General features: G+C 71.6%; 13 protein-coding genes. 6 read left to right on the forward strand and 7 right to left on the reverse strand.

Annotated elements, in window-relative coordinates:
* Positions 1-3: 3 nt before the first annotated feature.
* The gene (locus tag ACUKCB_RS23970) at positions 4-792 is read right to left on the reverse strand and encodes a DeoR/GlpR family DNA-binding transcription regulator (RefSeq protein ID WP_473037849.1); all 789 of its coding nucleotides are present in this window, start codon (positions 790-792) and stop codon (positions 4-6) included.
* 258 nt (positions 793-1,050) lie between these two features.
* Between ACUKCB_RS23970 and ACUKCB_RS23975 the strand changes: the two genes are divergently transcribed.
* Complete coding sequence (locus ACUKCB_RS23975; protein ID WP_473037850.1) at positions 1,051-4,104, forward strand: glycoside hydrolase family 2 TIM barrel-domain containing protein; 3,054 nt, start codon at positions 1,051-1,053, stop codon at positions 4,102-4,104.
* A 60-nt stretch (positions 4,105-4,164) separates the two neighbouring features.
* Here ACUKCB_RS23975 and ACUKCB_RS23980 read toward each other — a convergent pair whose 3' ends face one another.
* The gene (locus tag ACUKCB_RS23980; RefSeq protein ID WP_473037851.1) at positions 4,165-5,148 is read right to left on the reverse strand and encodes an EamA family transporter; all 984 of its coding nucleotides are present in this window, start codon (positions 5,146-5,148) and stop codon (positions 4,165-4,167) included.
* Entirely contained in the window at positions 5,145-5,792 is a 648-nt protein-coding gene (locus ACUKCB_RS23985) for a nitroreductase family protein (RefSeq protein ID WP_473037852.1), read from the reverse strand. Before ACUKCB_RS23985 ends, ACUKCB_RS23980 begins: the two co-directional genes overlap by 4 nt.
* A gap of 88 nt (positions 5,793-5,880) precedes the next feature.
* Between ACUKCB_RS23985 and ACUKCB_RS23990 the strand changes: the two genes are divergently transcribed.
* Positions 5,881-6,393: a MarR family winged helix-turn-helix transcriptional regulator gene (locus ACUKCB_RS23990; RefSeq protein ID WP_473037853.1), complete on the forward strand. Its 513-nt coding sequence runs from the start codon at positions 5,881-5,883 to the stop codon at positions 6,391-6,393.
* A 124-nt stretch (positions 6,394-6,517) separates the two neighbouring features.
* Here ACUKCB_RS23990 and ACUKCB_RS23995 read toward each other — a convergent pair whose 3' ends face one another.
* The 3 genes from ACUKCB_RS23995 to ACUKCB_RS24005 all read right to left on the reverse strand — a co-directional run bounded on the left by ACUKCB_RS23995 (position 6,518) and on the right by ACUKCB_RS24005 (position 9,092).
* A complete protein-coding gene (locus tag ACUKCB_RS23995; protein ID WP_473037854.1) occupies positions 6,518-6,718 on the reverse strand; it encodes a CsbD family protein in 201 nt (66 codons plus the stop codon).
* 136 nt (positions 6,719-6,854) lie between these two features.
* On the reverse strand, positions 6,855-7,658 hold the full coding sequence (thiD, locus tag ACUKCB_RS24000; RefSeq protein ID WP_473037855.1) for a bifunctional hydroxymethylpyrimidine kinase/phosphomethylpyrimidine kinase: 804 nt from the start codon (positions 7,656-7,658) through the stop codon (positions 6,855-6,857).
* A gap of 174 nt (positions 7,659-7,832) precedes the next feature.
* Positions 7,833-9,092 carry a flavin monoamine oxidase family protein gene (locus ACUKCB_RS24005; RefSeq protein WP_473037856.1) on the reverse strand — a complete coding sequence of 420 codons (1,260 nt, stop codon included), beginning with the start codon at positions 9,090-9,092 and terminating at the stop codon, positions 7,833-7,835.
* Between the two features lie 219 nt (positions 9,093-9,311).
* On the opposite strand from ACUKCB_RS24005, the gene ACUKCB_RS24010 reads away from it, so the two are divergent.
* Together ACUKCB_RS24010 and ACUKCB_RS24015 are read left to right on the forward strand one after the other, a co-directional pair.
* Positions 9,312-9,503 carry a hypothetical protein gene (locus ACUKCB_RS24010; protein ID WP_473037857.1) on the forward strand — a complete coding sequence of 64 codons (192 nt, stop codon included), beginning with the start codon at positions 9,312-9,314 and terminating at the stop codon, positions 9,501-9,503.
* Positions 9,504-9,621: 118 nt separating this feature from the next.
* A complete protein-coding gene (locus tag ACUKCB_RS24015) occupies positions 9,622-10,764 on the forward strand; it encodes a hypothetical protein (protein WP_473037858.1) in 1,143 nt (380 codons plus the stop codon).
* 162 nt (positions 10,765-10,926) lie between these two features.
* Here the strand turns inward: ACUKCB_RS24015 and ACUKCB_RS24020 are convergent, their stop codons facing one another.
* A complete protein-coding gene (locus ACUKCB_RS24020) occupies positions 10,927-11,742 on the reverse strand; it encodes a TIGR03084 family metal-binding protein (RefSeq protein ID WP_473037859.1) in 816 nt (271 codons plus the stop codon).
* 173 nt (positions 11,743-11,915) lie between these two features.
* On the opposite strand from ACUKCB_RS24020, the gene ACUKCB_RS24025 reads away from it, so the two are divergent.
* Positions 11,916-13,079, forward strand: a complete 1,164-nt coding sequence (locus ACUKCB_RS24025) for an acyl-CoA dehydrogenase family protein (RefSeq protein ID WP_473037860.1) — start codon at positions 11,916-11,918, stop codon at positions 13,077-13,079.
* An 18-nt stretch (positions 13,080-13,097) separates the two neighbouring features.
* Positions 13,098-13,760, forward strand: coding sequence for a TetR/AcrR family transcriptional regulator (locus tag ACUKCB_RS24030; protein ID WP_473037861.1), 663 nt, complete (start codon positions 13,098-13,100; stop codon positions 13,758-13,760).
* The last annotated feature ends 57 nt before the right edge of the window (positions 13,761-13,817 follow it).

Consider the following 13,817-nt stretch of genomic DNA (forward strand, 5'->3'; position numbering starts at 1 on the left):
ACTTCATTGAGACTCCCGGGGGACTTCGGCGACCACGAGGCGGCCCACGCGGTCCTGGAGGGTGTCGCGTGCGGCGGGGGACAGCCCTTCGTCGGTGACGAGTACGTCGCAGCGGTCCAGCGGGGCGATGGTGCTGATGCCGACCGTGCCCCACTTGGTGTGGTCGGCGGCGACCACCAGGCTGTCGGCCGACTCGACCAGGGCCCGGTTGGTCTCGGACTCCATCAGGTTGGGTGTGGTGAACCCGGCCTTTTCGTGTATGCCGTGCACGCCCAGGACGAGGGTGTCCAGGTTGAGTCCGCGCACGGAGGCCAGGGCGATCGGCCCCACGAGGGCGTCCGAGGGGGTGCGGAAACCTCCGGTGAGGGCCACGGTCTGGTCGGTGCGCTCGGAACGGTAGAAGACCTCGGCCACGTGGACCGAGTTGGTGATGACGGTCAGCCCGGGGGTCTGGTGCAGGTACTCGGCGACCAGGGCGGTGGTGGTTCCGGCGGACAGGCCCACGGCGCTGTGCGGTTGGACCAGACCGGCGACGGCGCGGGCGATCGCGTGTTTCTCCTCGGACTGCCGCGTCGACTTCGCCTCGAACCCGGGCTCCTCGGTGCGAGCCCCCTCGGGAGCTACGGCGCCGCCGTGGACCTTGCGCAGCTCACCGCGGCCCTCCAGGGCGTCGAGGTCGCGCCGGATGGTCATGTCCGACACGGCGAGGGCCTCGACGAGTTCGGTGACGCGCACGCCCCCGTCCCGCCGGACCTGTTCGAGGATCAGCTCCTGCCGTTGCGCGGCCAGCATCCGTCTCCCAAGGCGATTGGCTGTGTTGGTTCTTGTTCGAAAATAGTGTCCTGATGTTTGTTTCCGTTGTCAACGCTGGCTTATGGCTGATTTTTTGTTGCTTCTTGTTTGTAAGTGTTGACAGGTGCTGGGTGAAGTGTTGACTATGTGGGTGTTTCCCTGCGGCGGTGCTCACGGGCGCGCGACGTTTTGAACCGGTCCGGCCGTTGGACGCCGAACCCCGACCCGGCGCAGGCCGTACCCCCAAGGGAGAGCTGAGTGTCCTTCGCGCACACCCGTCCCACGACCGGGACGAAAGCCGCCTACCTGGACGGTTTCACCCCCTCCGCCGGGGCCCGTGCCCCGCGCGCCCGGCTGTCCTCGAACGCCCCGGAAATCGCACTGAACGGCCCGTGGCGGTTCCGGCTGCTGCCGGAGGCCACCGACGGGACGGAGAGCGGGACCGGCGGGTTCGAGCAGCCGGACTTCGACGACTCCGCCTGGGACGCACTGCCGGTCCCCTCCCACTGGCAGATGCACGGCTATGGTGCCCCCGCGTACACCAACATTCACTACCCCTTCCCGCTCGACCCGCCGCACGTGCCGGACGAGAACCCCACCGGTGACCACCGGAGGGAGTTCGACCTGCCCGGGGACTGGCCGACGGAGACCGGGGCGGGGGCCCGCGCGGGCGGGGCGGTGCTGCGCTTCGACGGGGTGGACTCCTGTTTCCGGGTGTGGCTCAACGGAACCGAGGTGGGCTTCGCGACCGGAAGCCGCCTGGTGAGCGAGTTCGAGGTGGGGCACCTGCTGCGGCCGGGGCGCAACGTCCTGGCGGTACGGGTGCACCAGTGGTCCGCCGGAAGCTACCTGGAGGACCAGGACATGTGGTGGCTGTCCGGGATCTTCCGCGACGTCACCCTGCTGGCCAGGCCGGACGAGGGGGTCGAGGACGTCACGGTGCGCGCCGACTACGACCACCGGACCGGCACGGGCACCCTGCGGGTGGACGTCGTGGGCTCCGCCGAGACCGTGGTCGACCTGCCCGAACTGGGTCTCCTCGGAGCCGGGACCGGGACCGTGCACGAGGTCGGCCCGGTGGAACCGTGGTCGGCCGAGGTCCCGCGCCGGTACGACGCCGAGGTGGTCGCGCCGGGGGAACGGGTTCGGCTGAGTGTGGGCTTCAGGACGGTGGACACCGAGGGCGGGCGACTGCGCGTGAACGGGGTCCCCCTGCTGCTGCGGGGGGTCAACCGCCACGAGTGGCACCCCGACCACGGCCGTGCGGTGCCCCGGGAGACCATGCGCGAGGACGTGCTGCTGATGAAGCGGCACCACGTCAACGCCGTGCGCACCAGCCACTACCCGCCGCACCCGGACTTCCTCGACCTCTGCGACGAGCTGGGGCTGTGGGTGGTGGACGAGTGCGACCTGGAGACGCACGGGTTCGAGGTGGTGGACTGGCGAGGCAACCCCTCCGACGACCCACGCTGGCGGGACGCCTACCTGGACCGGATACGGCGCACGGTGGCCCGGGACCGCAACCACCCGAGCGTCATCCTGTGGTCGATGGGCAACGAGGCGGGCACCGGGGAGAACCTGCGTGCGATGGCGGAGTGGACGCGCGAGCACGACCCCACCCGGCCGGTGCACTACGAGGGCGACCGGGACAGCTCCTACGCGGACGTGTACTCGCTGATGTACACCCCGCACGACGAGGTCGAGGCGATCGGTCAGGGCCGCGAACCCCGCACGGAGGACCCGGAGGCCGACGCGCACCGGCGCGGCCTGCCGTTCGTGCTGTGCGAGTACGCGCACGCGATGGGCCCGGGCCCGGGCGGACTGGAGGAGTACCAGCGGTTGTTCGAGCGGTACCCGCGCTGCCAGGGCGGGTTCGTCTGGGAGTGGATCGACCACGGGGTGCGGCGGCGGGAGGCGGACGGCACGGAGTGGTTCGCCTACGGCGGCGACTTCGGCGAGGAGCTGCACGACGGCAACTTCGTGGCGGACGGGCTGCTGTTCCCCGACCGCACCCCGAGCCCGGGGCTGACCGCCCTGGCCCGGACCTTCGCCCCGGTACGGATCACCGTCGAACCCGGGGCCGGAACGGAAACGGCACCGGGCGCGGGAACGGACGCGGCGGCAGGGGCCGGCGGCGGCACGGTTCGGGTGGTCAACGGCCAGGAGGTACTGGACACCTCCGGGCTGGAGTTCCGCTGGCGACTGGAGGCGGAAGGGGCCCTGGTCGCGGAGGGCCCCCTTCCGGTACCGGTGCTGGGGCCGGGGGAGGAGGCCCGGGTCGCGCTGCCGACCGCGGCCGGGGGCGCGACCGGGCAGGAGAGCTGGCTGACGGTCTCCGCGCACCTGACCGAGGGGTGCGCCTGGGCCGAGACGGGTCATGAGGTCGCCTGGGCCCAGGCCCGCGTCGTTCCCCCCGTCCCCGGCCGTGCCACCGATCCGGGCACGGAGGGCTCCGTGCCCGGGGACCCGACCGCACCGCTCTCGGAGCCGGTCGTGGACGGCGGGACGATCGGACTCGGGCCGGGGGTGTTCGACCCGTGGACGGGGCGGCTGCGCTCGGTGGGCGGTGTGGCGGTGGGCGCTCCCGGACTGAACCTGTGGCGGGCGCCGACCGACAACGACGACGGTCTGCACGGCGTGGCGGTCTCCTCCCTCTGGCGGGCGGTCGGCCTGGACCGGCTCACCGAACGGCGGGTGTCGGTGGAGACGGGACCCGACGCCGTGGTGGTGCGTACCCGCCTCGCCCCGGCCGCCCGCGACCTGGGCATGGACGTGGTCTACCGGTGGACCGGTAACGGTGACCGGTTGTGGTTGGACCTGACGGCGGAGGCGACGGGGGAGTGGATCTGCCCGCTGCCGAGGTTTGGCCTGGCCCTGACGGTCCCCGCCGAGCTGGGCGAGGTGGAGTGGTTCGGGTACGGGCCGGGGGAGGCGTACCGGGACATGGCGCAGGGGGTGCGGGTCGGTCGGTTCCTCGACACGGTGGACGGCCTGCAGACCCCTTACCTGCGTCCGCAGGAGAATGGGAACCGGATGGGGGTCCGCTGGGCCGAGCTGCGCGGACCGGACGGGGCGGGCCTGCGGATCGAGGGCGGACCGGATTTCGCCCTGACGGCCCGGCGCTGGGACGACCGCGCCCTGGACGCCGCCGGGCACCCGCACGAGCTGTCCCCGCAGGACCGGATCCACCTGGGGTTGGACCTGGCCCAGCACGGCCTGGGCTCGGCCTCCTGTGGTCCGGGTGTCCTTCCCGAGCACCGGTTGCCCGCCGGACGCCACCACCTGCGCCTGGGCTTCCTCCCGATCGGCTGACCGGGGCGGACGGTACCGCTGCCGCGTGGGACGGACACCTCCGGGGCCCGGGGGAGAGCCCTATCGGGCTGCGGCCTCCGGGACCACGGGCCTCCGGACGGTCGGGGCCCCGGACCCTTCTGTTCCGCGGGCACCGGCACCGGGGGCGCCGTCGGGTTCCGCCGCGGGGCGGGCCGGGGGCCGGTGCGCGGTGAACTGGACCAGGAGCACCGCCCCGACCGCGGCGAGCGCGCCGGCCCCCTGGACGGGGGTGAGTGTCTCGTCGAGCACGAGGAAGCCGAGGGCGGTGGCGGTGAGCGGGCTGGCGAAGGACAGGAAGGAGACCGCCAGGGCGGGTAGCCGTTCCAGGCCGCGGAACCACAGCGCGTAGGAGAGCAGTGCGCCGATCAGCCCCAGGTAGGCGAACCCGGCCAGGTTGACCGCGGTGACCGAGGTCGGCAGCCCCTCCAGCACGAGGGTGGCGGGCAGCAGGACGAGCCCGCCCGCGGTGAGCTGCCAGCCGGTGAAGCCCAGCAGGCCCACCCCTTCGGGCCGCCCCCATCGCTTGGTGAGCACGACGCCGGCGCCCATGGAGACCGCGGCGGCCAGTCCGGCCAGGACACCGACCGGGTCCAGGGCGGCCTCGGGGCCCACCACGAGCAGGCCGACCCCGGTGGCGCCGAGCAGGCAGGCCAGGAGGTGCACGGGCCGGACCGCCTGGCGCAGCAGCAGGCCCCCCAGCAGCAGCACGACGACCGGCTGGACCGACATCACCAGGGCGGCGATCCCGCCCGGGAGCAGGTAGGCGGCGACGAAGAGCAGGTAGAGGAAGGCGCCGATGTTGAGGGTGCCGAGGACCAGCGAACGCCACCACCACACGCCGGCGGGCAGCGACCGGGTGAACAGCAGCAGGAGGAGCCCGGCGGGCAGGGCACGGACCATCGCGGCCAGGAACGGGCGGTCGGGTGGGAGGAACTCCGTGGTGACCAGGTAGGTGCTCCCCCAGACCGCCGGGGCGAGCACGGTGAGCAGGGAGTCCGCGGCGACACGGCCGCGGCCGGTCACAGCCCCGCCCCGTAGCGCTCGCCGAAGGCGAGGCGGGCGAGGGGGCGCCGACCGGGGTGGCGGCGCTCCTCGGCGGGGAAGCCGACGGAGAGCAGGAGAGCGACGGCGAGGTCGTCCCGGTGGCCGGCGCCGACCACCCTGAGCACCTCGGCCTCGTCCCAGCCGTTCATCGGCGAGGTGGCCAGCCCGAAGGCGGTGGCGGCGAGCATGGCGTGGGTCGCGGCGATCATCGCGTCCTTGACCGCGTACTCGCGGGCCAGGCCGCGCGCGGCCAGGTCGCGTTGGAACTCGATCCCGCGGGTGGCGGTGCTGCGCACGAAGTCCTCGTTCCAGGCCCGGTTCTCCCGGGCTCTCGCGTAGACGTCGGTGAGGTCCGCGCGCCACCCCTCGGCCTCGGCGAGGAAGACCAGGGTCACGGGTGCTTCGCGGGGTTGGCGCTGACCGTCGGCGGCCCGGGAGAGCGCCTCCCGGTTGGCGGGGTCGCGGACGGCCACCACGGACCGGGCCTGGAAGTTCCAGCTGGAGGGCGCCTCCAGGGTGAGTTCGAGGAGTTCGCGCAGGAGGTCCTCGGGGACCGGCTCCGGGCGGAAGCGGCGGATGCTGCGCCGGGTCCGGATGGCCTCGGCGACGGTGGGAGGCGCCACGGGATACCTTTCGACGTCTAATTGTTCGATGTCGAAAGATTATGCGCGCAGGTCCGGTTCGTCAAGGGTGCGGCGCTATGATCGCCGGATGAACGACGCCGTCGACCTCTTCCTCGCCCAATGGGCACGTGAGCGACCCGACCTCGACACCTCACCCATGGGGGTCATCGGGCGGACGAACCGTCTGCAGCAGATCCTGGGCCGGGGGGTCAGCGAGCTCCTCACGGAGTACGACCTGGAGCGCTGGGAGTTCGACGTGCTGGCCACCCTGCGGCGGTCCGGAGCCCCCTACCAGCTGACCGCCAAGGAGCTGGTGCGGATGATGATGGTGGGCTCGGCCGCCATGACCAACCGGGTCGACCGCCTCGTCCGCAGGGAACTGGTGTACCGCCAGGCGGACCCCGCCAGTCGGCGCCGTGTCCTGGTCAGCCTCACCGGCGGGGGGCTGGACCTGGTGAACCGGGTCGTGGAGGGGCACGTGGCCAACGAGGCAAGACTGTTGGAAGGGCTGGACGCGGTCGAACGGGACCAGCTCGCCGCCCTGATGCGCAAGCTGCTGCTCTCCCTGGGCGACACCGCGCCGGAGGAACCGCGGGCCTGAACCCGGTTCCGGGTGCCGCGTGGCCGGGGGCGGCCCGGAAGCGGGGCGGCACCCCGGGAGTCCGGCCCCCGCGACACGAAGGGGAGGCCCCGCACACGGGGGCCTCCCTGAGTCCTGTTCCGGACTAGCCCTGGTCCTTCTTGGGGCCGTTGTCCGGGGTGAGGGCGTCCTTGACCTTCTCACCTGCCTGTTTGAGCTTGGACTTGGTCTGTTCGGCCTTGCCCTCGGCCTGCCACTGTTCGTTGTCCGTGGCCTTGCCGAGGCCCTCCTTGGCCTTGCCCCTGAACTCGTCGAACTTGTTCTCAGCCTTGTCCTCTTCGGACATGGGAGCCTCCTTCGATCGGTTCTACCGGGATCCCTGTCCGCTCCGCGGGCGGTTGAATCATCTCCGGGGCCACGGATGTCGCGGGAGTGAGGTGTCCCTCCCGGCGGCCGGGGGCGCTACCCCGGGAGGCGGGGACTTAGACCTCGGACGGCGCGATCGGAACGACGGAGGCGAAGGGTGCGCGTGTGGTCAGGCGCTCGGCGATGCCCTCGCGGACCATGGCCTTGGCGGTGCGTACGGCCTCGCCCACCTCGGCGCCCTTGGCCAGCTCGGCGGTGATCGCCGCGGCGAAGGTGCAGCCCGCGCCGCTCACGCGCTCCTCACCGATCTTGGGGGCGCGCAGGACGGTGACCTCCTCGCCGTCGAAGTAGACGTCGACGGCGTCGGGCCCGGGCAGCTCGGTGCCGCCCTTGACGACCACGTGCGCGGGGCCGAGCTCACGGATGCGGCGGGCGGCCTCGACAAGGTCGTCGACGGTGTCGAGGGACTCCATCCCGGCAAGGGTGCGGGCCTCGAAGTGGTTCGGGGTGATGACGGTGGCCAGCGGCAGGATCTGCGCGGTCAGGGCCTTGTCGGTGTCCAGCGCGGCGCCGGGCTCCTGGCCCTTGCAGATCAGGACCGGGTCGAGGACCACGTGTCGCCACGGCTGGTGCCGGAGCGCCTCGGAGACCACGTCGATCGTGTCCGGGGTGCCGAGCATGCCGATCTTGACGACGTCGAGGTCGTGGCATGTGGTGGCCGCCTCGATCTGGTCGGCGATGACGCCCGGCTCGACCGGGACGAAGCGGTGACCCCAGTCGTTCCCGGGGTCGAAGGAGACGATGCAGGTGATCGTCCCCATCCCGTAGACGCCCAGTTCCTGGAAGGCCTTGAGGTCGGCCTGGATCCCGGCGCCGCCGGTGGCCTCCGACCCTGCGATCACGTACGCGCGGTTGGTCATCGCCAACCTCCCTCTGCTTGTTGTGCTGTTGCGCGGTGCCGGAGCCCTCACGGGTCACGAACCCACCGGATATTGCATCACAACTGGTCATTTCAGGCATATCGGACTAAATCTGGCCCGGGAGGGTGCCGCGCCGGTGCCCGCACCAGTCTAGGCGGCCGGTGGCGGAAGGCCTCACACCTCCGCGACCAGGGCGTCGGTGACGTCGTACCCGCTGGCGTAGGCGCCGTCCACGGTGTTCTCCCCGGTGGTCGGCTCACCCGCGAAGTACAGGACCCCCTCCAGGGGCTCCGCCAGTGCGTCCGGTGCATCATGGGCCCCCGGCGGCACGAACAGGTACGCGCCCCGGCTGAACTCGTCGGCTGACCAGTCGTGGGTGGTACGGGCGACCGGTTCGGGGACCCCCTCGCCAAGCGTTTCGGCCAGTGCCGCCAGCCCGGCGGCGAACCTCCGACCCGGCGTCATGGCCAGAAGTTCGCGGGCGCTTTCGCCCGCGGCCCAGGCCACGACCACCTCGGGGACCTCCCTGGACAGGCACCAGAACACGAACCCGGACCCCTCGTCCCATCCCAGGAGGTTCTCGTCGGCGGGAAAGACCGCGCGGTCGAACTCGTACACCAGCTTGAGGGCGTCCGTGCGGTCGAGGGCGCGGACAGCGTCACGGTGCCCGGGAGGGAGCACGGGGTCGAAGGTGACGCCACCGGACTTGAGGACCCCGATCGGCAGGGTGAGCACGCACCGGTCGGCACGCACCTCGGTTCCGCCGCCTCCCTTTCCCGGGGCGGACACGTCCAGTGCCACACCCCGGCCGGACCAGCGCACTCGGCGCACCGCGTGCCCCAGGCGGATGTCCAGGCCGTGGGAGAGCGGAGGAAGGAGGGTGTCGTAGCCGCCGACCACCCGGAAGTCCTCCCGTGGCGCGGACCACCAGTCGAAGATCCCGTACTCGCGCATCCAGACGGCGCTCCACCGCTCCAGGGGCTCGTTGTCGACGGCCACCGGCGGCCACCGGTCCTCGGGAACGCCCATCCGGCGCAGGTAGGAGGCGGCGTCCTCGTCGTCGCGGGCGGAACCCCGAGTCCGGAGGGGTGCGCCGGCCCCGGTCCCGGTACGCACCCGGACGGTCTCGGCCCCGACCGCATCCACCAGTTCCCAGGTGTAGGCCTCCCTGCCGTGGATCAGCCCGGCTCCCAGCTCGACCGGGACCGAGCTGAAGGAGTGGTCGGTGTGGAGTTGGCCGCCGATCCGGTCGCGGGCCTCCAGCACGACCACGGACAGCCCGTGGTCGGCCAGGTTGCGCGCGGCCGACAGCCCCGCCACCCCGGCGCCGACCACCGCCACGTCCCACCGCTCCCACGACATCCGGGCCGAGGCGCCGAGCGCCACCGAGCCGCCCAGGAGCACACCCCCGCCGAGCAGGGACCTCCGGCTCACGAGGGACCGGGGGACACTGTCCGAACCCCGTCCGCCCCTGTCCACGCCGCCTCCCGAGACCTCCGTGCCCTCCGGTTCCGGGCACGTCACCCCCGCATTATCGGGGCATGTCCGACCGGCGCGGCTCCGGGAGGAGGCTCCGGAGCCATGCCGGTCGCGGGACGTGGCTGCAAGCGGCCATGGGTTGTGAAGATGAAACATTTTCCTTCATGTTTTTGTATGCCTCGCACCGCTGACCACGACGAGAGAAGGCGCCAGGTCGCCGAGGCCCTCCTGAGCACGGGTCCGGCCAGGACCACCTTCGTGGACGTCGCCGACGAACTCGGCGCCTCCGTGGGCCCGGTCCAGCGCTACTTCCGCCAGGGCCCGCTGAAGGCCCTCCAGAAGAAGGTCCTCTCCAGGACCCGGTAGCTTGACGGGGCCGGTTTCCCGGAGGCCCGGAACGACGTTCCCGTGGTCCCAGCCGCTCACCCCGACCACCAACCACCAGGCATCCGCACCGCGCGGGTAGTCGGAGGACCACCTCGGTATGTCACACACGAACACCTTCCTCGCCCTCCTCGTCGATGCCTACACCAGGGCGCGGGTCGAGGTCGAGATCGTTCCCCCGGCCGGTCTGAGCGTCGAACTCCCGGGCTACGGGACCACGGTCATCGACTACACCGAACCCATCGCCCAGCTCGCCGACCACCCGGAGGAGAGGTATCCCGAGCTGGCCGAACAGGTGGTTCTCGCGATGATGCGCAACATGCGGGAGCGCGGCATCCCGCTGGGCACGCACTACCCGCCCCGGTCCGAAGACCACACCAGGCGGGCCCTGCTCGCCGCACTGTCCGAACGGGGGCACGACGCCCACTTCACCGATCCCGACACCGTGGCCCTCCTCGGGGACACCGAAAAGAGGACGCTCCACGCCCACCGGTATCTCGCGGCCGCCGAGGGCCTCGACGGGGACGCCGTCTTCCGGTACGCGGTCGAGTACGTGGAGGGTTTCGAGCGCGACTACGCCCGGGGAGTCCAGACCTCGGTCTCCGAGGACCGGTTGCGGGTCCGCGTCCGACCCGAATCGTCGTTTCCCGAGGAGGCGCTCCCGACGCTGGTCTCACGTCCGCTCACCTCGGACCTGCGGCTGGTGGTCGTCGTCGACTACCCGGAGAGCATGCTGGTGCTCAGGCGCGAACAGCTGGGCGGCATGACCGAGGAGCGGGCCTTGGAGGCGGCCGTCGCCAACTCCCTGGAGGAACCGTTCGAGGTCTCCGAGACGGACCTCCTCAACACCCCGATCGTGCACATCGGCGGCGGGAACCAGGAGTACACCCTCGCCCACCTGAACGTCCTCGACCGCTACCTGGTCGAGGCCCCGCACGGGGCCCTCGTGGTGCTCCCCTCCCCGTCGGTGATCGTGGCGCACGTCCTGGGCCGGAGCAACCCCGTCACGGCCATGGAGCACCTCCAGGAGTTGGCCGAGCGGTACACAGCCGACACGAACAAGCCGGTCAGCGACAAGCTGTACTGGTGGCACCCCGACTCGCGCGGTAGCGACCTCCCCGACCTGCGAGAGGTGGCGATCACCGTCGACGACGAGAAGAGAGAGATCTCGCTCTTCACCTCCGACGAGGAGTTCCGGCCCCTCCTGGAATCCCTGATGCAGTCGATGCGGTCCGAGTCCTGAGCCCACCGGGGCCAACGGGCCCGGAACGGGCGGGAACCGGGTGCTCTCCGGGGGCACCGGGTTCTCCGGCGGTCCGCCCCGCCACGGAGCGGACCATCGACCTGACAAAGTGGTCAACATCGGAAGGGCCTGGCGCCTGCCGTTCGGCAGGGGCCCCGTCGGTCAGCCTCGCCCGGACCCGGTCCGGCCGGGGAACTGGCCGGGCTGACGGCCCTCGCCGGGGCCGCCCGCGTAGGTCTGGCCGAGCCGGAGCCACTCCTGGGCAGCCGGGCCATGGGCGGTCAGGGAAGTGTCGGCCACGTGGCGGCGACGGGTGAGGACCAGGCAGAACTGTTCCGCGTCGCCGCGGACCAGCTCACGGGCCTCCTCGGGGCCCATCCTCCAGAGTCCGCCGTCGGGTGCGGTCAGTTCCACGCGGACCGCCGCCTCGGGCATCGGGAGGCCGCGGGCGAAGTAACTGTAGGGGCGGGCGCGCAGGGCGATGTGGACGATGTGCCGCAGGCGTTCGGTGGGTTCTCGGGTGGTGCCCAGGGCGTCCACCACGTCCTGGCCGTGGGCCCAGGTCTCCATCAGCCGTGCGGTCGCCTTCGAGGGCACGCTCATCGGTGGGCCGAACCAGGGCACGCGGGTCCCGGCGGGCGCCGCGGCCAGGGCGGAGCGGAGGGCGGCCGAGGCAGCTCGCCACTCGGCGAGCAGGGTGTCCGGGGGCAGCGCGGCCAGGGGTGCGGCGGCTGTGTCCACGTACCCCTCTGGGTCGGCCACGGCCGCTTCAACGATCTTCGCGAACCCGTCCGCGTCGGTCAGGGCGGTCAGCGCCGACTGGTCGAAAAAGGCCAGGTGGGCGACCTGGTCGGCGATGGTCCAGCCGGGTGCCGGGGTCGGCCGGGCCCAGTCGGCGGCGTCGAGTCCGTCGAGCAGCGCGGCGAGGTCCTCCTGTTCCGCGCGCAGGTCCGCTACCAGGGCTTGTGCATCGACCACGGGGACTCCTCACGGGGGGCAGCCGCCGGTCCTCCGGCCTCGCCCGACAAATGTTGACTGACTTGTCATGTTCGGCGCACCATAGCAAAGTGTGACCTGACTCTCCCAGGGGTCGGGTCGCCAGAACCCGGAGCGCCGCCCGGGCCCCCCGAAACGGATGCGAGTGTGCGTACATGACCGCGACCGATACCCCCGGCACGGACCGCTGGAACACCCCGGAACGCGCCGCGCTCCGGGAGACGGTGCGGGCCTTCGCGGCCAAGGAGGTCCTTCCCCATGTGGAACGGTGGGAGGACGAGGGTGAACTGCCCCGTGACCTGCACCGGGCGGCGGCCCGACTGGGCCTGCTCGGGCTCGGGTACCCGGAGTCCGCGGGCGGGGAGGGCGAAATGCTCGACCAGTTGGTCGTCTCTGAGGAAGCCGTCCTCGCCGGGGTACCCACCGGGGTCCTGGCCTCGCTGTTCACGCACACCATCGCGCTTCCCGCTCTGGTCGCCGACGGGCGCGAACACCTGATGCGCGACTACGTCCGCCCGGCCCTGGCCGGCGATCTCGTCTGCTCGCTCGGAATCACCGAACCCGACGCGGGTTCGGACGTGGCCCACCTGCGCACCCGCGCGGTCCGTGACGGCGACGAGTGGGTGTTGAACGGGGCGAAGACCTTCATCACCTCCGGCTACCGGGCCGACTTCGTGACGGTCGCCGCCCGCACCTCGGATACCGGGCACGAGGGGATCTCGCTCTTCGTCGTGGAGCGCGGCTCCCCCGGGTTCACGGCCACCCGCAAGCTGGACAAGATGGGGTGGCGCTCCTCGGACACCGCCGAACTCTCCCTGGTCGACGTCCGGGTTCCGGCCGACCGGCTGGTGGGCGGGGTGGACCAGGGCTTCCTCCAGATCATGCGCCAGTTCGCCGGCGAACGGATCGGCCTTTCGGTGCAGGCCTGCGCGATGGCGCGGCGCTGCGTCGACCTGTCCCTGGAATGGGTCCGCGAACGCGAGGCCTTCGGCGGGCCGCTGTCGCGCCGCCAGGTCCTGCGGCACCGGCTGGTGGAGATGCACCGGCGCACCGAGGTCGCCACCGCGTACGTGCGGGGGATCGCCGAACGCCTCCAGGACGGCGAACCCCTGATCGCGGAGGTGGCGATGGCCAAGAACACCGCGACCGAGGCGATGGACTACGTGGTCGACAACGCCGTCCAACTGCACGGCGGCATGGGGTTCATGCGCGGCACCGAGGTGGAGCGCCACTACCGTGACGCCAGGGTGTTCAGCATCGGAGGCGGCACCTACGAGATCATGAACGAGGTCATCGCGAAGTTCCTCCCCCTGCGCTGACCACGAGGAGGGGTACCAGTGGGAAAGCAGACGCTGACCGGGCGGCCGCCCACGGCGCGCGGACGGCGTAAGCGCGGTGCCCTCGTCCAGGCGGCCCGTGAAGTGTTCGAGGAACGGGGGTTCGAGGAGACAAGGATCGCGCAGATCACCGGCCGGGCCGGGATCGCCTACGGGAGCTTCTACACCTACTTCGACTCCAAGGAGGCGGTCTTCCACGAGGTCGCCAAGGGTGTGGCCGGGGAGATGTTCGACGCTGCCCGGTCTGCCGCGCCCCCGGGTACCGCGCCGGTGGACCGGATCCGGTACGCCACGGAGCGCTTCCTGGCCGCCTACCGGGACAACGCGCGGATCATGCAGGTCATCGAGCAGGTCTCCCCGCGCCACGCGCACTTCCGCACTCTCTTCCTGGAGATCCGCGGGCTCTTCGTCGATCGGATCATCTCGGGGACCCGCCGCCTCCAGGAGGAGGGGCTGGCCTTGGCCGACATCGACGTGGAGACCACCGCGAGCATGCTCGGCGGGATGGTGGAGCACACTGCCCGGATGCTGTTCCTGTACGGCGAGGAGCACGACCCCGAGGTGGTCGTGGAAACCGCGACCCGCCTGTGGGCGCGCGGTATCGGCCTGGAGTACGAGCCGCCAGGCACAGGGTCGCAGGGAGCAGCGGGTCAGATGGATTGACGCTAACGCTGGCTTGTTGTCGTAGTCGTACTCAACTCGGTAGTCGCCGTTGTCTGA

The sequence above is a fragment of the Nocardiopsis moroccensis genome (assembly GCF_055763695.1).

Excerpts from the sequence above, each read along its gene's own strand:
- ACUKCB_RS23970 (WP_473037849.1), bottom strand. The coding sequence starts at position 792 with ATGCTGGCCGCGCAACGGCAGGAGCTGATCCTCGAACAGGTCCGGCGG.
- ACUKCB_RS24010 (WP_473037857.1), top strand. The coding sequence starts at position 9,312 with ATGCCTCGCACCGCTGACCACGACGAGAGAAGGCGCCAGGTCGCCGAG.
- ACUKCB_RS24025 (WP_473037860.1), top strand. The coding sequence starts at position 11,916 with ATGACCGCGACCGATACCCCCGGCACGGACCGCTGGAACACCCCGGAA.
- ACUKCB_RS24015 (WP_473037858.1), top strand. The coding sequence starts at position 9,622 with ATGTCACACACGAACACCTTCCTCGCCCTCCTCGTCGATGCCTACACC.
- ACUKCB_RS23995 (WP_473037854.1), bottom strand. The coding sequence starts at position 6,718 with ATGTCCGAAGAGGACAAGGCTGAGAACAAGTTCGACGAGTTCAGGGGC.
- ACUKCB_RS23990 (WP_473037853.1), top strand. The coding sequence starts at position 5,881 with ATGAACGACGCCGTCGACCTCTTCCTCGCCCAATGGGCACGTGAGCGA.
- thiD (WP_473037855.1), bottom strand. The coding sequence starts at position 7,658 with ATGACCAACCGCGCGTACGTGATCGCAGGGTCGGAGGCCACCGGCGGC.